The organism is Nitrospirota bacterium (genome assembly GCA_037386965.1).
GTDB lineage: Bacteria > Nitrospirota > Thermodesulfovibrionia > Thermodesulfovibrionales > JdFR-86 > JARRLN01.
Window position 1 is genome coordinate 1 of record JARRLN010000037.1, and the last position, 19,956, is coordinate 19,956.

Consider the following 19,956-nt stretch of genomic DNA (forward strand, 5'->3'; position numbering starts at 1 on the left):
GGGCCATCCGGCGATATCATCTCCACCACCGGGCTCCCCTTTCCGAAGTTCAGGATTACAAATGACAGGCCGACGCCCACCAGGAGCGCCGTGCCTGCGCATTCGGCAAGGAGGACCTGCCACGGAAGACGGGGCCGCGGCCCGCCGGGCTTCATGCCTTGCACCTTCCACCCCCGGCAAACCGTTCCACGGCGTGCATGATAAGAACCTAGCATGAAACCCCGCCCCGGGGAAGAAGGTCGTCGAAGGACTGCTACGGCTGCGTGACCGTGACCACCGCTTCCACCGAGTCGCCGTTGCCCGTGTCGGAAACGGTGAGGGTCACATTGGTTCGAGTCATGACGTCATCGGGGTCCACGGTGAAGGAAGAGGTATCCGGGGGAAGAGGGCCGGGGCTCTGGATGATGCCGATGTTGTCGGATACTACGCTGTAGGAGCCCATTCCCCCCGCGACATAAAACGTGATATCGTCGGAGAGGTCGTCGTCTCCTAATGTACCGTTGTCAATGCCGGTTACTTTAATCTCCCGAGGAGAGAGGCTCAGGGGGCAGCGGACCATGCCGAAGGGCGTGGCGGCCCGGGTGCTGAAGGCGGTGCCGAACCTGTCCTTGCCGAAAAACGTATAGACGACGGTGTAGTCAAAAAATTCGGAGGACGGATCGAACGGCCCGCTTGCAAGCGCCGCGTCGAAGGCCGCCTTCCGTCCGCGGTCCACGAAGACGACCGGAAGGTCGCTTACCGGAAGGACGCTCGTCTCGCCGAATGTCCCTCCCGCAATGGGCGGGGCCCCCTCGGCCGCGGGCCGGAACTCCAGGGTGTAACCCTCCAGGGCGAGGGTGTTTTCGGGAAGCTCTTCGTCTATCACCCGGGCGGTTATGTTGGCGATGGCGCCCACGTCCGTAAGCGTGCAGACGTTGATGACCAGGGCCTCCGGCCGCACGCTGGCGTGCACCTCGGTGTTGGTCTCGCTTGCGGGGCCGCAGCCCGCAAGCCCGGCCCCGAGGGCCGCGGCCAGAAGCACCACGGCCGGGACAAAACGTCCGGGACGAAACATAAGGGCCTCCTTTTCCGGAGACCCATTATAGCACAGGGGTTATGAAAGGGAGGCTGCCGCCTCGGGCGCAAAAGGGAGGGCGTCCTGCCGCGCGGACTACCCATCCCCCACTATTTTCGGCGTGATGAAGATAAGCAGCTCCCGGGGGTTGACGTTGGTCCGCTTGACCTTGAAGAGCCAGCCCAAGAGGGGAATCCTCCCCAGGATGGGGACCTGGTCTATCTGCTCTTCCTCGGTGCTGGTGTAGATGCCGCCCAGCACGAGGGTCTCGCCGTCTTTCACCAGGGCCTGCGTCTTGATCTCCTGCTTGTTGATGCCCGTCTGGTCGGCCACCTGCTGGGGCCTGTCGTTCTTGGCCATCACCTGGAGCTTGAGGATGCCGTTGGGCTGGATTTCGGGGGTGACCTCCAGGCTGAGCGTGGCCTCCTGAAACTCGGTCTTCGTCCCCTCCGAGCTCACCGTGGAGAAGGGAATCTGCACGCCCTGCTTGATGGAGGCCGGCTGCTTATCTATGGTGAGGACCTTGGGGTTGGCCAGGTTCCTCACCTTGCTCACGGTCTCCAGGGCCTCCAGCGAAAGGTTCACCGACACGGTGTCCGTATAGCCGACGCTTATGATGCTGCCCGGGGCAACTGCGGCGGGGCCCGCTGCTCTGACGGGGGTGTTCACGGAGAAATCCACCTGTGTGGGGTTGCTGGTGAAGCCCAGGGCCGACTCGTCGAAGGAGCCGCCCCAGCGGATGCCCAGCTGCCGCGTGGTATTGGTGCTGACCTCCACGATCTTGGCCTCGATCATCACCTGAAGGACGCCGTGCTCCGGCGTATCCCAGAAGGGGACCTCGCGCTCCAGGATATCCTTTATGTTCTCCTCCGTGTCGTTGACGATGAGTGTGTTGGTCCGCTCGTCTATCCGCACGGTTCCCCGGGGGCTCAGGGCCTTGGACTCCTGCAGGCGCTTCTCCAGGTCGTTGGCGTCTATGTGCTTGAGGTGGATGGCATGCTGGACCAGCCTGGCGGCCTTGACGCGGGCGCCCTTGAGCCGGGCCTCCTCTTCCTTCTGCTTCGTGAAGACCTCGTTGGGAGCGATTTTCAGGATGTTGTCCTCAAAGGACTTCCCAAGATTCGATATCTCCAGGACGATGTCCAGGGCTTGGTCCCAGGGCACGTTCAGGAGCTTCAGGGTTATCTTGCCCTTCACGCTGGGATGGATGACGACGTTAACGCCCGCCACATCGCCGATGAACCTGAAGATGGGGACGATGTCGGCATCCTGGAAATCCAGGGAAATGAGCTTGCCCGTGTACTCCCGGTGCAGCGGCTTGGGCGCCTCCTTCTCCTGCTCGGGCGGAGGCGCGGCGAGCTCCTCGGCCTCCGTGATTTCGGCCTCCGGCAGCTGGACCTTCAGGGGGATGGCCAGTACCACGGCCCCGTCGCCTCCCTTGGCCGCGAACTCCGTCCCTTCCTCCACCTCCACGACGATGCGCGTCTTGCCGTCGTACGCCCCGGTGCGGATGGCCGTGACGGGCTTGAGCACCTTATCGGGAATGGACGCCTCCATGGCGACATCCGGGATGTCCACGATTATCCGGTCGTCCAGGGTGAATATCTGTGACTCCAGCCTTCCGTTGCCCTTGATGATGAGCTTCAGCGTCTTCTCCGAAACCCTGAAGGAGATGTCCGTTATGGCCGTGGCCGGGTCCTCCGGGGTCTCGCCGGAGGACGAGGCGCCCATCATCTGCTCGGGACCGGGTTCAGTGCCGGCCACCGCCAGAACAAGGGCGTTGCCCTCCTTCCGGGGCAGAAGCTCGGCGGGCTCGGTGAGGAGCACCTCCATCCTCAGATGCCGGGACGGCTCCTGGACCTCGGAGAGCCGGACCTCCGAGATGCCCTTCTTTTCGGACTGCGTCTCCGCGGGCGCCTTGCCCATCTGCACACCGGGCATGTCCACCACGACGGTGAAGGGGTCGTCGGGCTTATAGACGGTGTACGATGAGGGGAAGTCGCCGTCCATGGTCAGCTCGACGGCGTTGTCGCGCACCTCGACGCCGGTTGCGTGGACGGCCTGCAGCCCCTTCGACCCGGCTCCCGGACCCCCGGTGGTGGCGCACCCCGAGAGGATGAGGACTGGGAATATGAGAAAAAGGAAAACGGCTCTCCTGATCATTGTACCTCCTCTGAGCGGAGTCTCAGTACCGTGTCGAGCGGCTTCACCACTCCTTTATAGTCGGCAACCATCTCTCTGACGACAATTTTCTCCAGGGTAATCCGCTGAACGGTGCCTCCGTGTATTCCCATGGACATGCCCTCCGTCACCGTATAGGACTTCCCGTCGGGAAGCGTCACCAGGGCATAGTGTCTCCGAGGGTCCTTGATGATGGCCCGGACCTTCATCTGGCTCAGGTCATACTCCTCCAAGGGGAAAAGGCCCTTGGACGCTTCCTTCTCGCGCTTGAGCTTGGCGGCCTGGACGATGGAGACAAAGGGATCCCTCTTGTTGGCCGACTTGTAACGGTAGGCGTCTTTGCGGATCTCGAAGGAGTCGCTCTGCGCTCCCGCGCCGGTCCCCAGCGCCTGCGCGCTCAGGGCCATGAGGAGAGCCAGGACGGCCATTGCCCGAAGCTTTCTCATTTGGCCAGACCTCCTTCGCTGACGGCCGTGAAGGTCACGGCGGAGAAACCGATGCTGAGCTCCGCTTCCTTCCCCGCGAGCCTCGGGGACCCGAGCTGGATGTTGGATATGTTGACGATGCGGTTCAGGCGCGTCAGCCTCGCGAAGAAGGTGCCCAGCTTGTGATAGCTGCCCTTCATGGAGACCTTGACCGGTATCTCATAAACGACGCCGCTTGCGTGCTTCCGCCTCTGGGCCGGCCGCCACTGCAGTATCTGAAGCCCCGATTCCAGGCCCAGGTCCGAGACCTGCCTCAGAAGGGAGGATATCTCCTTCTCCTCCGGCAGCTGCTCCTCCAGTTCCCTGAGCTTCGCCTTGAGCTCGGCGTTCTTGGCCTTCAGCTCATCGAGCTGCGCGGCCATGGACTGCTTCTTGGCTATGTCCTTCTCCTGCGCGGATATCTGCTGCTTGAGGGCCCCTATCTGCTTGTGCTTGGGAAGGATGCTCAGGAAGATGAAAGGCACCAGCACAACGAGCACGGCGGCCACCTCCAGGGCGATGCGCGCCGCCTTGGGGAGCTTCTGAAGCCTTGCCGTATCCACGTTAAGCGCCATTGGTCTCCTTGACGATGCCGAAGGTCATCTTGAACTTGTAGGCCGCAACGCCCGACAGCGTCGCCTTGACGGACTCAAGCAGGGTGACGTTGGTGAAAAGGGCCGAATCCTTCATGCTCTGCACGTAGTTGACGATGTCGGCGTTGGAGAAGCCCACGCCGCTTATGTTGACCTTGTTGCCGCTGATGCTGGCCGCGGTCAGCCAGACGCCGTTGGAGAGGCGCTGGGCCATCTCGTCAAGGACCCGGGCCGGGAGGCTCTGGTTGTGCCTGAGCTGCTCGATGATGTGTTTTCTCTGGGTGAAGGTCCTGTTGAGCTTCTCGTAGCCCTTGACCTCGGCTATCTTCTTGTCCAGCTCCGCTATCTTCCGGGCGTTGGCCTTCTTCTGCTGCTCCAGGGCCTCTATCCTGGAGCCCAGGAACACGCTCGCGCCCACCCCCAGGATGGCCGCCCCCAGGGCGAGGAACAGGGCCGCCACGATGAACGTGGGAACGGGCTTCGGCTTCTTCTTTCTCTTGATGGGAAGAAGGTTGACGCGTATCATCTGTCTCCGGCCCTCCGTATGGCAAGACCCACGGCCACCGCGGCCATGCAGGAGACATCCTCGATGTAGCCGACATCGAACTTGCCGGGGACGTGGACGTTCTTGAAGGGGTTGGCGATGAGCACCTCGAGGCCGACCCGCTGGCTCAGGACCTGGGGAAAGTCCTTGACCAGGGCGCCGCCGCCGCTGAGGACCACCTCGTGCACCTCCTCCTGGGCCGCCGCGCTCCTGAAGTACTCCAGGGAGCGCGCTATCTCGGCCGCTATCTCGTCGGAGGCCGCCGACAGGACGCTCTGCACCTCCTCGGAGGAGACGCCCTGCACGGCCCCGCCCATCTTCAGGCGCTCGGCGTTCTCGAAAGTGACGTCGAATTCCTTCTGAAGGGCTTCCGTGTGGGTGTTGCTGCCCACGGAACTGTCCCGGGTGAAGATGGATGTGCTTCCCTTCAGGACGTTGAGGTTCAGGGTGCTGGCGCCGATGTTCACCAGGGCGACGTTGCGGCCGGGCTCCACCTCGTAGTTGATCTCGTACATGTTGCCCAGGGCGAAGGAGTTGATGTCCACGACTGCGGCGTTCAGGCCGGCGTCCCGCACCACGGCCAGGTACTCGTTGATGATGTCCTTCTTGACGGCCACCAGGATGACTTCCATCTGCCCGGGCTCTTCCTTGGGGCCCAGGATCTGAAAATCGATGTTGACGTCGTCCAGGTCGAAGGGCACGTACTGCTCGGCCTCGAACCGGATGGACTCGCTGAGCTCCTCCTCGGACATCTCCGGCAGCGAGATGCGCCTGATGATGACCGAGGCGTGCCCGGCGATGCCCAGGGCACAGTTCTTGGACTTGACCCTGGCCTTCTTCAGAATCTCCTTGACGGCCTCCACCAGGCGGAGGGAGTCGATGATGGAGCCGTCCACGATGAGCTCCGGCGGCAGGGGCAGCATGTCGAAGGCCTCCAGCTCGTAGCCGTTGCGCTTCTCCTTGAGCTGCACCACCTTGAGGAAACTGGACCCGATGTCCAGCCCTATCGTATCTCTACTTTTTATAAGCATCGTCTATAAAAACAAATCCGTCCGGGGTTGTCAAGGTTTTTCCATACGATTTTGCCAGAAAATATAGGGCCATATCAGCGTGTTCTTCATCCATTGGTTTAACCCTGTCCCTCCAGGTGCAGCATCCTTTCCACCCGGAGGAGGCCCTCCTGGGCCCTGCCCACCGCAAACAGAGCGCCCCCGGGGCCCTTGAGCCTTAGAAACTGGCCGTCCTCATATCTGCCGTACTCCCCGGCGCGGACGGGCCGCCCGTGCCGGGCCGCCGCGTAGTCCTTCTCGCCGAGGGCGACCGCTTGAAGATGCGAAAGCGCGGCGTCCACGGAGTACATGGCCTCCGCCTTCTCCGGAAGCTCCCCGGGCCCTGCGGCCTCCTCGGCGCGGAAGCTTCCCACGCGGGTCCTGCGGAGGGCCGTCATGTGGGCCACGGTGCCCAGGGCGCGGCCGATGTCGTCCACCAGGGTGCGGATGTAGGTGCCGCGGGAACAGGAGACCCGGAGGGTGAGGAAGGGAAAATCCATGTCCTCAACCCGGATGTCATGAATGGTGACCGTTCTTGAGGGCCTCTGCACGTCGAGGCCCTTGCGGGCGAGCTTGTGCAGGGCAGTGCCCGAGACCTTGACGGCCGAATACATGGGGGGCTTCTGCGTGACGGTGCCGCGGAACCCCCGAAGGACCCGCTCGACGTCCTCGCGCTCCACCACCATGCCCTCGACGCGCTCGATGACCCGGCCCTGAGAGTCCAGGGTGTCGGTGCGCTCTCCGAACTTCAGCGTGGCCAGGTACTCCTTGCCGAGGTCCATGAGAAAGCGGCTCACCTTGGTGGCCTCTCCCACGCACACCAGGAGCACGCCCGTGGCGATGGGGTCGAGGGTTCCGGCGTGCCCGGCCCTCTTGACGCGGAGGCTCCGCTTCACCTTCGCCACCGCATCATGGGAGGTAATGCCCCCCGGCTTATCCAGGTTGACCACAACATGCACTGGCATCATTGTAGGCTGCCCCTCCGTGGCGATTCCATGAGCAAGGTCACAAATTTTGTCACTGAGAAAAAGAAATCAGCGCAGGCGGATTCCGTAAAGGGAATAGACGAAATGCCCCGTAACGGTATAGGAGTCTTCCTTCCAGACGTCCGGCAGCGGCCAGAAGGGCTCCGCGTCCCGGAGGGCCTTGACGGCGGCCCTGTCCAGCATGTCGTATCCCGAGGTCCTCACCAACTTCACGCTGCCCAGGGAGCCGTCCTTTCTGATGACGAAACGTATCACCAGGTCGCCGTAAACGCCCCTTTCGGCGGCCTCCCGGGGGTAGACCCACACGCCTTCTATCTTCTCCCGGAGCCTCTCCATATAGCCCCGGTACATGAACCCCTCGGTGCTCAGGGTAACGGCATGGTCTCCCTGGCCGGGGGGAGACTTCTGGGCCGGCCCGTTGGAGGCCTTGGCGAGGATTTCGGGGTCGAAAAGCCATTCCCTGCCAGGGGGGGCTTTCTCCGGGGGCTTCTCTTCCTTCTTTTTCTCTGGAGCCTTCCGTGCCGCTTCCTCTTGCGCCATCTTCTCTTTCGGTGCCGGCTTCTCCGCCGCGGGGGCTTCCTTTCCGGTGGCCTCCTTCGGGGCGGCGGCCGGCTTCTTGCCCCGGGGCAGGGGAGGGGCCTCCTCGGGCTTCGGCGCCGCGCGCTTGGCCTCGGGCGGCGGAGGGCTTTTGGGCTGTTCCCTGGGTGGGGTCTTGAGCGTACCGCCCCCGGGGGAGCGCATCACCGTGGGCGGGGGCTCCTCCTTCGGGCTGGGCGGTATCCTGCCCGGGACGACGGGCCGGGCTTGACGAAGCGGCGGGGGCGGCGGGGCCTCCTCGGGCGGCGGCTCCACGAGCCGCACCACGTAGGCTTCCTCCTTCTCGGGGCTCTTGGGCTTTACGTGAGATACCGCCCACAAAGCAGCAAAGTGCACCAGAAGGGAGATGAGGACATATGCTGTCAGGTTGAGTCTTCTTTTCTGTTTCAGCGTACGACTTCCTTAACCCGGCGGGCCTCGGCCCGGGGTCACGAACCGGAGGGCGCCCGCACCGTCATCACCGGGCAGGGGGCGTACCTCACGACCTTTGAAGCGGTGCTTCCGAAAAGCACCCGGTCAAGTCCCTTGCGCCCGTGCGTGCCCATCACGATGAGGTCCGCCCCGTTGTGGGCGGCCCAATTGACGATCTCCTCGTCCGGCGTTCCCCTGAGCTGCACGTACTGGACGTCCTGGAAGCCCTCGAAGTACTGCTTCTTGAAGCGCTCGAACTCCTCCCGGGCGGCCCGCTCCATGTCGCGGTAAAGTTCGACGGTATCCACGCTCAGGGAGTACCAGCCCGTGTCCGCCTGGATGTCGTAAATCACGTGTATGACCACGACCTGCGCACCATAGTGCTCGGCCAGGTCCCGGGCATACCGGGCGGCGTCCCCCGATGCTTCGGAGAAATCGACGGGACAGAGGATTTTCCTTATCCGCATCTCTCATCCCTCCCTCAGGTACCCGGCGGCGTCCTCCGGCGAGGTGTTCAACACGTAGAAACCCGAGCCCCACTCGAAGCCCGACGCCCTCAGGAGCCGGGGGGCCACTTCGATATGCCAGTGGTAGTCCTCCCCCAGGGTGTGCCAGTGGTTTCTCCGGGGAATCCGGTTGGGAGCGGTATGGAGAACGTAACTGTAGGAAGGCCCCTGAAGGACGGTCTTCATCCGCCCGAGGAGGGTGGCCATCACGCCGCCGAGATCGGCCACCTCCTGGCCGGTGATGTCGCGGAAAGCGCACGTGTGCCTCTTGGGGATGACCCAGAACTCGAAGGGGAACTTCGAGGCATAGGGGCAGAAGGCCATGAAGTGCTCGGTCTCCAGAATGACCCGCTCCCCGCTTCGGGCTTCCTCGTCCCTCATGTCGCAGAAGATGCACCGGTCCTTGTACGAGTAATATTCCTTGGCCCCGTCCAGCTCGGTCTTTATCCTCAGGGGGATGACCGGAGCGGCCAGTATCTGCGAATGGGGGTGGGAATTGACCGACCCCGCCAGGACCCCCACGCTCTTGGAGACGAGGATGTAGCGGATGCGCTCGTCCTCCCCTATGGCCATCATGCGCTCGCGATGCATGTGGATGACCGTGCGCATGTGCTCGCTGCCCAGGTCCTCGGTCTGGCGGTCGTGCTCGGGGCTCTCGATGACGATTTCCGTGACCCCGATGCTGTTCATCCTGTCATACATGCCCACCCCGCGCCTGCCGAGGTCGCCGTGGGGGAAAAGCACCGGGGCGGGGCTTCTCACGACCCGCACGGCCCCCAGCGAGGCCACCTCCTCCAGGCTGTCGCCGCCGGGGCAGAGGGGACAGGGGGCCGCCTCTTCCGTCCTTCTTTTCAGGCTCTCATAGGCCCCCGGCTCCCAGGAGTCGCCGAGCACGGCCACCCACCGGCCGATGAGGGGGTCTTTCCTCAGCTCATGCACGTTTGCACCTTCTCGTAGATGAGTCCGAGCCCCTTGAGCGTGAGCCAGGGCTCCAGGGCATCCACCCTCCGGAGGAGGGGCGCCACCAGGCCGGCAGCCCCTCCGGTGACAACCACCGTGTAGGCCTCTCCCGTCTCCCGCTCCGCGACCTCGATGACCTTCTCCACAGCCCCTGCCGTCCCATATATGATACCAGAGAGGATGTTCTCTTTCGTGTCCCTGCCCACCGCGGCGCCTGCCCTGCCGGGCCGCACCCGGGGGAGCTGCGCGGTCCCCTCCGCCAGGGACCGGGCCATGAGGTCCACCCCCGGCAGGATGGCTCCTCCCCGGTAGACGCCCAAAGAGCTTCCACCCCTCGCGGGGGTTACGAAATTCACGGTCGTGGCGGTCCCCACGTCCACCACGGCCACCGGGGGGCCAAGGAGGGCCGCGGCGGCCACTGCCGCGGCCACCCTGTCCATGCCCACCGCCTCGGGCTCTTTGAGGTCGAAAGCCAGAAGGGCCCCGGCATCCCTGTAGCTTACGAGCAGGGGACGCACGCCCAAAACGCGCTCAACCCCCTGGAGGAAAATCCCCGTCAGCTCCGGGACGACGGAGGAGACGGCGGCCCCTGCGGGGACGGTGGCGCCAAGAAATTTTCTTATCAGATTTGCCCATTCCTGCGCCTCCCTGCCGGCCCGGGGAAAGGCCTCCGCCCTGAAGGCGGCGCCCGGAAGGCCCATCCTGATGGAGGAATTCCCTATGTCGATGGCCAAAACGGACATTCTTTCATTATACTCGGGCCCGGAGGCTCTTTTCGAACCGCACCGGGCGCTGCCCGCCGGACACGGTCCGGAGCGACCAGCCAACGGGCCGGAGCGACAGGACAATCGAAACGGCAATGCGGGCGAACCCGCCTCGAAAGAATTTTTTCGCGAGGCTTCAAGGCCATAGTTAAGACTAGAACCTGTCTCAAAATTGACTCATCTATGCCGTCATGCCCGCGGACTGTAAGCGGGCATCCAGAAAGGCTTGAAAAGCCTGGATGCCCGCCTTCGCGGGAATGACACGGAAGACACGTTGAACGTGAAATGGGGATTTTGAGATAGGTTCTAACCGGTTGGGGCTAACGGTCAGGGCCGACTGGTGAGGACCAACTGGTTGGGGCTAACCGGTTGGCAAGAGGGTGGTCCGTCAGCGGAGCATGACGACGTCGCCCGAGCTGACGCTTTGCACCTCGCCTTCCGGAGTCCTCACCAGGAGACGGCCTTCACCGTCTATGTCCAGGGCCGTCCCCTCCAATGTGCCCTCAACGGACTGGACGCGCACCTTGCGGCCCCGGGTGCAGGAGAGGGCACGCCACCGCGTGCGAAGCGGCCCGCCCCCTTCTTCGGAGAGGGCCTTCAGCTCCTTGATGAGGGCGTTGGCGATGGCCGCCGCCAGAGGCGCGCGCCGGAACCTCCGTCCGGATTGAAGGAGAAGGGACGTGGCAGTGGGGGCGATGTCGGGGGGGAACTCCGCGCCGTTGACGTTCACCCCGATGCCCGCTACGGCGGTGAGGACGCGCTCCGGGTCGGTGCGCATCTCAAGGAGGATGCCCCCCAGTTTCCGGCCGGAGACCACGAGGTCGTTGGGCCATTTTATGCGTATATCCAGCCCCGAGGCCTCCCTGAGGGCCCCGGCCGCCGCCACCGCGGCCGCCAGGGTGAGAAGCCCCGCCTCCCGGGGCGCCATCCGGGGCCTCAGGACCACGCTCATGTAAAGGTTCTCGCCCCGCGGGGAAAACCAGCGGCGGCCCCGCCGTCCCCTGCCCTCGCTCTGGCCGTGGGCCATGACCACGGTACCGTGGGGCGCCCCGCCCAGGGCGCGGGCCAGGGCCACGTCGTTGGTGGAGCCCACCTCATCGAAAAGGAGCACCGGATGCGGCGCCGCAAGGAGGGCCCTCACCTCGCGGGCCGAAAGGTCCGGGGCGGAGGCGAGCCTGTAGCCTTTCCCCGGGAGGGCCTCGATGGAAAACCCCTCGCCCCTCAGGGCCTCCACCCTCTTCCAGAGGGCGGCACGCGAGACCCCCAGGGCCCTTCCGAGGGCCTCGCCCGAGTGATGTTTTTCCCTGTCCCGGAGAAAAATCCGAAGGAGCGGCTCGGAGTGGGAGGCTTTCATCGCGCGGCGCGGGTGCGCCCGGCCCCTTGTGCGGTCAGGACGCCTCGGGCTCCAGGACGACCACCTCCATCTTGCCTTGGAGGGCTTCCCTGAACTTTTCCGCGTCCGTCCTGTCGCCCACGATGGAGCCGAAATGCATGGGGATGGCCACCCGGGGCTTGATGTCCAGGGCGGCCTGCACCGCCTCTTCGGCCGTCATCACATAGGTGCCCGAGACGGGCAGGAGAGCGATGTCGCACCGGATGTCCTTCATCTCCGGGATGTAGTCGGTGTCGCCGGCCAGGTAGATGCGCTGACCCCCGACCGTGAAGACGAAACCCACCCATCCCATGGACCGGGGATGAAACTTCTTGTCCACGTTGTACGCGGGCACGACTTCGATATCCACGCCCTCCACGCTCAGACGGTCCCCGGGCTTCACGGTCTTTATGTATCCGCCCAGTTTCCCCGCGCAGTCCTCCGTGGTGACGATGACGGTGTTGGGGCCCTGCACCCGGGCCACGTCCTCGGGGGAGCAGTGGTCGTAATGTTCGTGCGTGACGAGGATGATGTCGGCGTCCCCGGCCTCGGCGGAAAGCCTGAAGGGGTCCGTATAGATGACTTTCTCTCCGACGACCTTGAAGCTGTCGTGCCCAAGCCAGTGGATGTTCTCGACCATGTCCGGCCCCCCTGGGAAAGCGTTCTTCTGGGCAGATTATATCACAGGAGGCTCCGCCGTCTCCCAAAAAAGCCATTGACAATCGCGGGGACGGAGCATACTCTTTATGAATGCGAAAAGGAGACCGGGCAATGAGATACTGCCTCTTGGCCTTCGCGGCGATGGCATTCCTGGTGAGCCCGCTTCAGGCAAGAGGGGCCGAGGAAAGTGCGAATTACTTCGTCCTCAAGGCCGGGGGCTTGTTCCCCACGGACGACCTGGAGGACCTGGGCTTTGACGCGGGGTTCAACGGGGAGATGGCGGTGGGGCACTACCTGAACCGTTACTTTTCCCTGGAGCTGGGCTCCGGGTATTTCCGGACCGAGACCGACGAGGACGGGGCGGACTCCACGGTCTGGACCGTCCCTCTCACCGTAACGGCCCGGGGGAGCTATACCCTGGGGAGGCTCGAGGCCTACGCGGGGCTGGGCGGCGGCGTGTACTTCGTCCATTTCGACTTCTCCGGCGCCCCGGCGGTGAAGGACAGGGACGCCCTGGCCGGAGGGCATGTCATGGCCGGCGCCCATTATTTTCTGACCGACTATGTCTTCATGGGCGTCGAGGGCAAGTACACCCTCACCGAGGAAGCGGACCTCGATGATGCGATCCCCCTGGAGCTGAACATAAACGGCTTCACGGCCTCCGCGACGCTGGGCTTTCGCTTCTGAGGGCGGAGAGATGAAAAGAGGCCTTCCGCTGCTCCTTATCTTCCTTCTGGCCGGGGTCTTCATGGCCGATGCCGCCCCGGCAGAGGAGCAGGGGCCCTACATGAGCCTCAAGGGCGGCCTCTTCATCCCCGCGGGCGACCTGTCCGACGCGGGCTTCGACACGGGCTACAACGGCGAGGCCGCCCTGGGCTACGCCTACTCGGAGCACTTCTCCCTGGAGGCGGCCGCCGGTTTCTTCTTCCTCGAAGGCCAGAAGGAGGGCCGGAGCCCGGCCCTGGGCTCTTTCCGGGAGGATAACGACCTCTGGGCCATCCCTGTGACGGTCACGTTCCTGGCCACCTACCCCTGCCAGTGGACCTCCCTTTACGGGGGTGCGGGCGTGGGCGTGTATTTCTCGCGCTTTCAGGGGACCACGGCCTCCGCCACGCAGGGCACCTTCGAGTTTGACGACGGCGACGCCGCTTTCGAGGCCCATGCCACCGCCGGTGCGACCGTCGCCGTCACCTCGGCCCTGTCCCTGGGCGTGGAGGGAAAATACGTCTATACGGACAAAGCGGAGTATCAGGATACCGTGGGGGGCGTTTCCCTGACCAAGAAGATGAAGCTCAACGGCTACATGGTCATGGCGAACCTGAAGTTCAGTTTCTAGGAGAGTTTCCCGCGTCGCTCGTTCATGCTCGGCGCATTAAGCAACTGACGCGACAGTGCCGGCGGCCGGCATTGAAATAAACCGTTTTTGAGGCGTAAGCGCCATGTATAAAATCTTGTCAGTACCTGGAGGACATGCTATGAAACATCTGGCTTTTTTTCTGCTCGTTGGCGTCCTGTCGCTCTTGCTGGCCGCCGCCGCACCGGCCCAGCAGGCCCAGCCGGGCAAAAACTATGTCTCCCTCAAGCTCGGGGCCTACGAGCCCACGGGAGACGTGGATGACCACTTCGGCGGCGACACGGGCGTAAATATCGAGGCCGCCCTGGGCCATTACTATTCGCCCTACCTCGCCGTGGAAGCCGGGGTGGGCTACTTTCAGAGCGAAGGGGACTTCTTCATCTCCCCCGGCAACCGGGCAGACGTGAACGTCTTCGCCGTTCCCTTCAAGGCGACCGTGAAGGGCATACTTCCCCTGGAAGGGCTGGCCGAGCTCTACGGAGGCGTGGGCATCGGCCTGTACGTGCAGGAAGTGGAAGTGAGAGATGCGGGCCAGTTCGACGAGAGCATAAACGTCGCCCTGGGCGGGCACGTGGTGGCCGGGGTCACCGCCGACATTACCTCCCGGGTCTTCTTCGGCGTGGAGGGCGCCTATATCTTCACCGACGAGGACGAGATATCCCTGTTCTTCGCGCCCGTGGATACGGACCTCGACGGCTTCAAGGTCTCCGGCGTCATCGGGTACCGCTTTTGACGACTGCTCAGAGAGACCGCAGCCCCAGGTAGCGGCGGGGGTTCTCCCGGGAGGCCAGAGCTATCCGCCTCCGGGCCACCCCCGCTTGCTCGAGCACGGAGAAGGCCTCCGGGAGGAGCTTCGTGCTTCCCTGAAGCACCTTGCCCCGGTACATGGGGCCTTTTATGGAGTCCGACACAAGGAGTATGCGCTCGGGCCTTTTCACCCTGAAGACGAGCCTCAAGGCCTCTGCGCTCAGATGCACCCCGTCGGCTATCACCTCCACGTAAAGCTCCTCGTCCAGAAGCCCCAGCCCCGCCAGTCCCGCCTCCCGGTGGTGGAAGGGGCGCATGGCGTTGAACAGGTGGGTGACCCCCGCGGCACCGGCTTCCTTGCCCCGGAGGGCCTGTTTCCAGGTGGCCTCGGAGTGCCCCATGTTGACCCTGATGCCCAGGGAGGCGCACCGCTCGATGACCCCGGGGGCTCCCTTGAGCTCCGGAGCCACGGTGATGACCCGCACCACGTCTTCGAACCCTCCCAGGAGTCCCTTGAGCACGCTCAGGGAGGGCGGCACAAAGGCCTCCTTCCTCAAGGCGCCCGCCCTCGAGGGGTTCAGGAAGGGCCCCTCCAGATGGGCGCCCAGGATGCGGGCGGCCCCCGCCCGGGGCTTCATCTGCATGGCCAGGGCTATGGAGCGGACGTTGCGCCGCATCACCTGTACCGGGGCGGCGTACACGGTGGGCAGTATGGCCGCGGCCCCCGCCGCGCCCTGGGCCTCGGCCAGGGCGCAAATGGCCTCGGCGCTCCCGCCGCGGGTGTCCCACCGGCTCCACCCGTGGGTGTGCAGGTCTATGAAACCCCTTTCGGCCATTCCGCCCTATGATACCAGCTTCGCGGCTGCCGGTTAGCCTTTATATCTTCACAGGGAAAAGACGAGGCGCAAGGAAAACCAATACACAAGGGAAAAACCTTGTTTTTCACTCGATTCCGGCGCCGGACATGTGCACCATATCGTGCTTCCCGTAGTATAATTGCCGGTATGGACATCCAGGGATTCCTCTCAAAGCTCCCCAATACCTTCATCCCCCTTTTCGTGGCCATCGACCCCTTCTGGCTCCTGCCCCTTTTCATGTCCCTGACGAGCGGGGCGACGAGGGAGCGGAAGCGGGGGATAATACGGCAGTCCCTGGTTACGGCCCTTGTGGTGAGCTTCGCCTTCGCCGCCCTGGGGGAGCTCATCTTCGGCGTCCTGGGCATCACGGTCAACGACTTCAAGATAGCCGGCGGCCTGCTCCTTCTGGTGCTGGCCATCCTGGACCTCACCAGCACCGAGTACAAGGAAAAGCTCGCCTCCTCGCAGGTGATGGGGGTGGTGCCCATCGGCGTACCGCTCATCGCGGGGCCCGCCGTCCTCACCTCCATCCTGGTCCTGGTGGACCATTACGGGATGGCCGCCACCATGACGGCCCTGACCCTCAATTTCCTGGTCCTCTGGGCCTCCCTTTCCTTCGCCGCCCGCATCGTGGAGTTTCTGGGCACGGGGGGCGTTGCCGCACTTTCGAAAATCATGGCCATCCTCCTCGCCTCCATCGCCGTGATGATGATACGCCTGGGCGTGGCGGGCTATATCGCGAAGTTGACATGAGCCTTGACCTCGCCGTTTTGGCCGGCAGCCCCCGGAAGCCGGCCTGCGTCTTCGTCCACGGCCTGGGCATGAGCAAGCACATCTGGACCGCTCCGGAGGAGGCCAGGGTCCTGGGCGGGATGGCCAGGGTCACCGTGCTTCTGAGGGGTTACGAGCGCCTGGACACCCTGTACCACGACCTGGCCGCCCGGGGCTTTACCGTGATGGCCTGGAGCCAGTCGCGGCCGGTGGGCCCGGCGGAGGCCGCCCTGGAAGAGCTCACCCGGGTCGTCCGGGAGGCCCGGAAAAGGAAACCCGCGGGCATCGTCCTCATCGGCCACAGCAGGGGCGGGCTCCTGGCACGGCGGTACCTAGAGGACCAAGAAAGCGCGGACGTCCGGGCACTGGTCACGCTGTGCTCGCCGCACCGGGGGAGCACCATGGCCCGGTGGGCGGAATACGTCTCTCCCCTGGCCTCCCTCCTGCGCCCCGCGATGCCCGCCGGCAGAGAGGGCAGCCTCGTCGGGGCCCTGAGGCGTACCCTTCTTTTCCTGGAAAGCACCGCCGTGGGGGAGCTCCTTCCCGGCTCGGATTTCCTCCGCTCCCTGAAGGAGCAAGGTCCGCCGGGACTCTACGCCCTTTCGGTGGGCGGGACCAGCCCCGTGCTCTTTTCCGTGCCCGGCCTCAGCTCCCTGCCGGCCGCCCTCGGGCGCATCCTGCCCGACCGGGCCGTTCCGGAGGAGATGCGCCGGGGCATGGGCGACGGACTGGTCAGCGCCAAAAGCGCCGTGCTCCCCTTCGCCCGGGAGCATCTGAACTTTCCCCTGAACCACGCCGCGGTGATAGTGGACCGGGTGGTGCGGGACGCCGTGCTGGAAAGGATACTGAGAGAGTGCTCCTGAGGCTTACGTTCGGGACACATGTGAGAGGACCGCGCCTTTGCGGTACAATGGAAATATGCAGCCCTCCGGCGGCTCCATCCTCACAACCCTGGGCGTGCGCACCGCGCGGTTCCCCCGCCGCCTGAGGGGAGAGAGGCTCTCTCTCCGCCTCCGAAGCCCCGCGGACCTCTGGAGGCTCCCTCCCCTGACGACGCCCGAGTTCATGGAGGCCGTGTCGGCCCGGCCCCTGCGGTCCCCGTCGGCCCTCTCCTTCTGGCTCCGGGTCCGCCGGACATATCCCGTCTGCTACGTCATCGAGAGGCCGGAGGAGAGCATGCCCCTGGGCTTCCTGGGCCTCTACGACATCCGCCCAGGGGAGAGCCTCTTCTTCTCCATGGGGTTTTTCCGCCCGGGAGACCGAAGGCGGGGGTTCGGGCGTGAGGCCCTTTCAATACTTCTCGGGCACGTCGGCTCGCGAGGCATCGTGCGGACCGTCCGGGCCGAGATGCCCCCGGACAAGCACGACTCCATCGCTCTTCTGCGGAGCATGGGCTTTCGGAAAGCAGCGGAAGAAGGAGGGAAGGTGGTAATGGAGAGAGGGCCTCTCAGCGGTAGATGAGCTTCAGGTATTTCTTGTAGAACGCGCACTCGTTGCGGCAGTAGATGATCTTCTCGGCGAGGGAGGTCGTCTGGTACTGGCCCCGGGCGCACTTGGTGCCGGTCAGTTTCCAGCACTCCTTGCCGTGGTCGGGATAGGCCGGGCAGGAATCGCAGAAATTGTCCGGACAGCTGTTGAATTCCCAGCAATTGGGCATCTTATCGAGGAGTACCTCTCTTGTTTTTTCGTCCAAAAGCCCTCCCGGAGAAATCCCTTCTATTATCCGCCCGGAAAAGGCCGATGTCAATTCCTCGGGTGTCATTTCAGCCTCTGCAGGCACGCCTCCAGGTCCCTGGCCAGGGTCTCGCCGCTCCGGTAGCGTTTCTTGAGGCTCTTGGACAGGAGCTTCTCCACGATGCGCACGGCGCACTCCGGGGTCTTCCTGGCGACCTTCCGGAGGGGAACGTAGGAGCCCCGGGAGATGCTGTACATTATCGAGGCCACGGAGTCCCCCTGGAAGGGCTTCTCGCCCGAGAGGAGCTCATAGAGGACCACGCCCAGGGAGAAAAAGTCCGATGGGCCTTCCACCTTCTCGCCGGCCACCTGCTCCGGCGACATGTAGCTCGGCGTACCCAGCACGGTGCCGGTGAGGGTGCCCGAGGACTCAAGCACCCTGGCGATGCCGAAGTCGGCCACCTTCACGGAGCCGTCCCCGGCCAGCATGATGTTGGCCGGCTTGACGTCCCGGTGAATGACGCCCCGTTGGTGGGCGTACTCCAGGGCCTGGGCCACGGAGGAGGCGGCCTTGAGGGCCTCCTTCGGGCTCAGGAGATTGTCCCTGGCGGTGTGCTCCGAGAGGTCCTTGCCCTCCAGAAGCTCCATGGCCATGTAGGCCAGGTCATGCTCCTCGCCCACGTCGTATATGGTCATGATGTGGGGATGGGAGAGCTTTCCGGCGGCCAAGGCCTCCTGGAAAAACCTCTTCTTGACCTCGGCGGCCTCGCCCTCATCCACGTGGTCCAGGGCGATGGTCTTCAGGGCCACCTCGCGGTTTATCCGGGGGTCACGGGCCAGGTAGACCGTGCCCATGGCTCCCCGGCCGATTTCCTTGAGAACCTCGTAGCGCCCCAGAGTGGGCGCTACCCCGCCCTCGCCCGCAGGGACAAGGGTGGAGTCGCTTCCCCTCAGGCCCGCCTGAAGCTCGGAGGAAGCCCGGTTTATGAGGCTCTCGAGCCTTTCTCTCACATCCCGGAATTTACCCGCTGTGAGGATGTGCTCGTAGACGCGCATTGCCTTTTTGGGCATGCGCTTCCTCTCGAAGTCCAGCGCCAGGTTATACAGAAGCTCCCGGACCGAGCGGTCCTTGACGGGGCATCGCATGAATTTCTCCAAGGCCATGTCCAGCATCCCCTGGCTCTGAAGGGAGAGGCCCAGCATCTTGTGGGACTCCACCGTCTCGTCCATGTCGCCGCGGGGGGAGGTCGGGGAGAAGGCCCGCCAGAAAACGGCCGTCACGAACCCCGCCCCGAGCAGAAGGGCCGGGGTGGCCGCCATGAGCCAGATGCCCTGCCTGACGAGGAGCATGGAGGAGACCCCCAGCCAGGGCAGAAGCGACAGGAGCACGATGGCCGCCCCCACCCGGGGCCTGACGCGGGGGAAGACGAAGGAGACGAAGACCCCGAAGTACAAAAGCACGCCGCACTCCACGCCAAAGGCCCACGGAGGCCGGACGATGTGCTCGGCCCTGACGATGTTCTCGGCGGCCTGGGCGGCGGCTTCCAGGGACGTGTCCCCCGATCTTCCTACAAACACCAGCTTGTCCCTGAGCGAGCCCGCCTGCGGCGAGCCTTCCAGAACGTCGGAGAAGGAGTACCGGGGCAGCCCGCGGGCGGGCTCGAGGGCCATGCGGTATCCTCCGTCGGTGGGCACCCTGTAGTGGCCGAAGCGAAGAGCCTTCACCACGCCGTCGCGCTCTTGCACCTGCACGTCGCCGAAGGTACCGCCCGCAAACCCCAGAGCGGCCTGTAGTGCCAGCGAAGGGAGGTACCGCCCCCGGTGTCGCACCAGGAGAGGCACCCACCGCCCTCCGGCCTCGTCCACCCTCAGGCCCAGGGCCGCCGCCCGCTCGGCCAGGGCGGCAAAGGGACGCTCGATGACGCCCCGGACCTCCTCCGGAGCTCCCTCGCGGAGAGGGTTCCGCAGATTGGCGAGGTCCGCCCTGATGTCGCGTTCCGGCTCCGGAAAGGTGCGGGAATTCTCAAGGAGAAACTCCGGCAGGGGCCCCGTCTTCTCCGTCTTCCCGGGAAGCAGGGCGATGGGGTAGACGACCTTCCCTCTGGCCGTTTCGCGAAGAAGCCGTCCGTCCCCGTCCAAGCGCTCCTCGGCTGCCCCGAGATAGGCGTATATCTCGCGGATGTCGGCGTTGTTCAGGAGGCCGGGCTTCTCCCGGATGGCCCGCCGGGCGTTTCTCACCTCGAGGAGGCCCGGCTCGTCGTGCTTCTCCCCATACAGGACGTCCAGGACGACGGCGCGTGCGCCCTCCTCGGAGAGGCGCTCCAGCATGTCGGCCATGACCGTGCGCGGCCAGGGCCGGGGCCCCAGAAGCTCCGCGCTCTTTTCGTCCATGTCCACAAGGACCACCCTGCC

22 protein-coding genes are annotated in these 19,956 nt (G+C 64.6%); 6 read left to right on the forward strand and 16 right to left on the reverse strand.

Translation table 11 applies throughout. The features are described 5' to 3' along the window. Positions 1–253: 253 nt before the first annotated feature. From P8Y39_07010 to P8Y39_07070, 13 genes are all read right to left on the reverse strand, one after another. A complete protein-coding gene (locus P8Y39_07010) occupies positions 254–1,054 on the reverse strand; it encodes a hypothetical protein (GenBank protein MEJ2192088.1) in 801 nt (266 codons plus the stop codon). Positions 1,055–1,150: 96 nt separating this feature from the next. Continuing rightward, positions 1,151–3,217: a type IV pilus secretin PilQ gene (gene pilQ, locus P8Y39_07015; protein MEJ2192089.1), complete on the reverse strand. Its 2,067-nt coding sequence runs from the start codon at positions 3,215–3,217 to the stop codon at positions 1,151–1,153. Beyond that, a complete protein-coding gene (locus P8Y39_07020; protein ID MEJ2192090.1) occupies positions 3,214–3,681 on the reverse strand; it encodes a pilus assembly protein PilP in 468 nt (155 codons plus the stop codon). The genes pilQ and P8Y39_07020 overlap by 4 nt, the downstream gene beginning before the upstream one ends. Further along, a complete protein-coding gene (pilO, locus tag P8Y39_07025) occupies positions 3,678–4,274 on the reverse strand; it encodes a type 4a pilus biogenesis protein PilO (GenBank protein ID MEJ2192091.1) in 597 nt (198 codons plus the stop codon). The genes P8Y39_07020 and pilO overlap by 4 nt, the downstream gene beginning before the upstream one ends. Then, complete coding sequence (locus P8Y39_07030; protein ID MEJ2192092.1) at positions 4,264–4,818, reverse strand: PilN domain-containing protein; 555 nt, start codon at positions 4,816–4,818, stop codon at positions 4,264–4,266. Before P8Y39_07030 ends, pilO begins: the two co-directional genes overlap by 11 nt. Then, the gene (gene pilM, locus P8Y39_07035) at positions 4,815–5,867 is read right to left on the reverse strand and encodes a type IV pilus assembly protein PilM (protein ID MEJ2192093.1); all 1,053 of its coding nucleotides are present in this window, start codon (positions 5,865–5,867) and stop codon (positions 4,815–4,817) included. The genes P8Y39_07030 and pilM overlap by 4 nt, the downstream gene beginning before the upstream one ends. A gap of 98 nt (positions 5,868–5,965) precedes the next feature. Beyond that, entirely contained in the window at positions 5,966–6,853 is an 888-nt protein-coding gene (truB, locus tag P8Y39_07040) for a tRNA pseudouridine(55) synthase TruB (protein MEJ2192094.1), read from the reverse strand. Between the two features lie 66 nt (positions 6,854–6,919). Then, the gene (locus tag P8Y39_07045; GenBank protein ID MEJ2192095.1) at positions 6,920–7,735 is read right to left on the reverse strand and encodes an energy transducer TonB; all 816 of its coding nucleotides are present in this window, start codon (positions 7,733–7,735) and stop codon (positions 6,920–6,922) included. A 161-nt stretch (positions 7,736–7,896) separates the two neighbouring features. After that, on the reverse strand, positions 7,897–8,346 hold the full coding sequence (locus P8Y39_07050) for a universal stress protein (protein ID MEJ2192096.1): 450 nt from the start codon (positions 8,344–8,346) through the stop codon (positions 7,897–7,899). 3 nt (positions 8,347–8,349) lie between these two features. After that, positions 8,350–9,324, reverse strand: a complete 975-nt coding sequence (locus P8Y39_07055) for a galactose-1-phosphate uridylyltransferase (GenBank protein MEJ2192097.1) — start codon at positions 9,322–9,324, stop codon at positions 8,350–8,352. After that, complete coding sequence (locus P8Y39_07060; GenBank protein ID MEJ2192098.1) at positions 9,312–10,088, reverse strand: type III pantothenate kinase; 777 nt, start codon at positions 10,086–10,088, stop codon at positions 9,312–9,314. The genes P8Y39_07055 and P8Y39_07060 overlap by 13 nt, the downstream gene beginning before the upstream one ends. Positions 10,089–10,497: 409 nt before the next feature. After that, the gene (locus P8Y39_07065; protein ID MEJ2192099.1) at positions 10,498–11,463 is read right to left on the reverse strand and encodes a biotin--[acetyl-CoA-carboxylase] ligase; all 966 of its coding nucleotides are present in this window, start codon (positions 11,461–11,463) and stop codon (positions 10,498–10,500) included. Between the two features lie 34 nt (positions 11,464–11,497). Continuing rightward, the gene (locus P8Y39_07070; protein ID MEJ2192100.1) at positions 11,498–12,121 is read right to left on the reverse strand and encodes an MBL fold metallo-hydrolase; all 624 of its coding nucleotides are present in this window, start codon (positions 12,119–12,121) and stop codon (positions 11,498–11,500) included. A gap of 131 nt (positions 12,122–12,252) precedes the next feature. Here P8Y39_07070 and P8Y39_07075 point away from each other — a divergent pair, with 131 nt between their 5' ends. From P8Y39_07075 to P8Y39_07085, 3 genes are all read left to right on the forward strand, one after another. Then, on the forward strand, positions 12,253–12,828 hold the full coding sequence (locus P8Y39_07075) for an outer membrane beta-barrel protein (GenBank protein ID MEJ2192101.1): 576 nt from the start codon (positions 12,253–12,255) through the stop codon (positions 12,826–12,828). Between the two features lie 10 nt (positions 12,829–12,838). Next, positions 12,839–13,477, forward strand: coding sequence for an outer membrane beta-barrel protein (locus P8Y39_07080; GenBank protein ID MEJ2192102.1), 639 nt, complete (start codon positions 12,839–12,841; stop codon positions 13,475–13,477). A gap of 139 nt (positions 13,478–13,616) precedes the next feature. Then, positions 13,617–14,228: an outer membrane beta-barrel protein gene (locus tag P8Y39_07085; protein MEJ2192103.1), complete on the forward strand. Its 612-nt coding sequence runs from the start codon at positions 13,617–13,619 to the stop codon at positions 14,226–14,228. 7 nt (positions 14,229–14,235) lie between these two features. Here the strand turns inward: P8Y39_07085 and P8Y39_07090 are convergent, their stop codons facing one another. Next, positions 14,236–15,078: a hypothetical protein gene (locus P8Y39_07090; GenBank protein MEJ2192104.1), complete on the reverse strand. Its 843-nt coding sequence runs from the start codon at positions 15,076–15,078 to the stop codon at positions 14,236–14,238. A gap of 168 nt (positions 15,079–15,246) precedes the next feature. Between P8Y39_07090 and P8Y39_07095 the strand changes: the two genes are divergently transcribed. From P8Y39_07095 to P8Y39_07105, 3 genes are read left to right on the forward strand one after another with little or no spacing between them, the layout of a single operon-like run. Next, on the forward strand, positions 15,247–15,852 hold the full coding sequence (locus P8Y39_07095) for a MarC family protein (protein ID MEJ2192105.1): 606 nt from the start codon (positions 15,247–15,249) through the stop codon (positions 15,850–15,852). Further along, positions 15,849–16,733: an alpha/beta fold hydrolase gene (locus tag P8Y39_07100; protein ID MEJ2192106.1), complete on the forward strand. Its 885-nt coding sequence runs from the start codon at positions 15,849–15,851 to the stop codon at positions 16,731–16,733. Before P8Y39_07095 ends, P8Y39_07100 begins: the two co-directional genes overlap by 4 nt. Before the next feature lie 55 nt (positions 16,734–16,788). Next, positions 16,789–17,331 carry a GNAT family N-acetyltransferase gene (locus P8Y39_07105; GenBank protein MEJ2192107.1) on the forward strand — a complete coding sequence of 181 codons (543 nt, stop codon included), beginning with the start codon at positions 16,789–16,791 and terminating at the stop codon, positions 17,329–17,331. Here P8Y39_07105 and P8Y39_07110 read toward each other — a convergent pair. Both P8Y39_07110 and P8Y39_07115 read right to left on the reverse strand, forming a co-directional pair. After that, positions 17,318–17,527, reverse strand: coding sequence for a hypothetical protein (locus P8Y39_07110; protein MEJ2192108.1), 210 nt, complete (start codon positions 17,525–17,527; stop codon positions 17,318–17,320). The genes P8Y39_07105 and P8Y39_07110 overlap by 14 nt on opposite strands. A gap of 101 nt (positions 17,528–17,628) precedes the next feature. After that, a partial coding sequence (locus tag P8Y39_07115; GenBank protein ID MEJ2192109.1) for a protein kinase occupies positions 17,629–19,956 on the reverse strand: 2,328 nt, incomplete at its 5' end.

What these genes read in the sequence shown, in the direction of transcription:
- P8Y39_07110 (MEJ2192108.1), bottom strand. Translation starts at nt 17,527, where the DNA reads ATGCCCAATTGCTGGGAATTCAACAGCTGTCCGGACAATTTCTGCGAT.
- P8Y39_07105 (MEJ2192107.1), top strand. Translation starts at nt 16,789, where the DNA reads ATGCAGCCCTCCGGCGGCTCCATCCTCACAACCCTGGGCGTGCGCACC.
- P8Y39_07085 (MEJ2192103.1), top strand. Translation starts at nt 13,617, where the DNA reads ATGAAACATCTGGCTTTTTTTCTGCTCGTTGGCGTCCTGTCGCTCTTG.
- P8Y39_07065 (MEJ2192099.1), bottom strand. Translation starts at nt 11,463, where the DNA reads ATGAAAGCCTCCCACTCCGAGCCGCTCCTTCGGATTTTTCTCCGGGAC.
- pilM (MEJ2192093.1), bottom strand. Translation starts at nt 5,867, where the DNA reads ATGCTTATAAAAAGTAGAGATACGATAGGGCTGGACATCGGGTCCAGT.
- P8Y39_07100 (MEJ2192106.1), top strand. Translation starts at nt 15,849, where the DNA reads ATGAGCCTTGACCTCGCCGTTTTGGCCGGCAGCCCCCGGAAGCCGGCC.
- P8Y39_07090 (MEJ2192104.1), bottom strand. Translation starts at nt 15,078, where the DNA reads ATGGCCGAAAGGGGTTTCATAGACCTGCACACCCACGGGTGGAGCCGG.
- P8Y39_07010 (MEJ2192088.1), bottom strand. Translation starts at nt 1,054, where the DNA reads ATGTTTCGTCCCGGACGTTTTGTCCCGGCCGTGGTGCTTCTGGCCGCG.
- P8Y39_07075 (MEJ2192101.1), top strand. Translation starts at nt 12,253, where the DNA reads ATGAGATACTGCCTCTTGGCCTTCGCGGCGATGGCATTCCTGGTGAGC.
- pilO (MEJ2192091.1), bottom strand. Translation starts at nt 4,274, where the DNA reads ATGGCGCTTAACGTGGATACGGCAAGGCTTCAGAAGCTCCCCAAGGCG.
- P8Y39_07095 (MEJ2192105.1), top strand. Translation starts at nt 15,247, where the DNA reads ATGGACATCCAGGGATTCCTCTCAAAGCTCCCCAATACCTTCATCCCC.
- pilQ (MEJ2192089.1), bottom strand. Translation starts at nt 3,217, where the DNA reads ATGATCAGGAGAGCCGTTTTCCTTTTTCTCATATTCCCAGTCCTCATC.
- P8Y39_07050 (MEJ2192096.1), bottom strand. Translation starts at nt 8,346, where the DNA reads ATGCGGATAAGGAAAATCCTCTGTCCCGTCGATTTCTCCGAAGCATCG.
- P8Y39_07070 (MEJ2192100.1), bottom strand. Translation starts at nt 12,121, where the DNA reads ATGGTCGAGAACATCCACTGGCTTGGGCACGACAGCTTCAAGGTCGTC.
- truB (MEJ2192094.1), bottom strand. Translation starts at nt 6,853, where the DNA reads ATGATGCCAGTGCATGTTGTGGTCAACCTGGATAAGCCGGGGGGCATT.
- P8Y39_07080 (MEJ2192102.1), top strand. Translation starts at nt 12,839, where the DNA reads ATGAAAAGAGGCCTTCCGCTGCTCCTTATCTTCCTTCTGGCCGGGGTC.
- P8Y39_07030 (MEJ2192092.1), bottom strand. Translation starts at nt 4,818, where the DNA reads ATGATACGCGTCAACCTTCTTCCCATCAAGAGAAAGAAGAAGCCGAAG.
- P8Y39_07060 (MEJ2192098.1), bottom strand. Translation starts at nt 10,088, where the DNA reads ATGTCCGTTTTGGCCATCGACATAGGGAATTCCTCCATCAGGATGGGC.
- P8Y39_07020 (MEJ2192090.1), bottom strand. Translation starts at nt 3,681, where the DNA reads ATGAGAAAGCTTCGGGCAATGGCCGTCCTGGCTCTCCTCATGGCCCTG.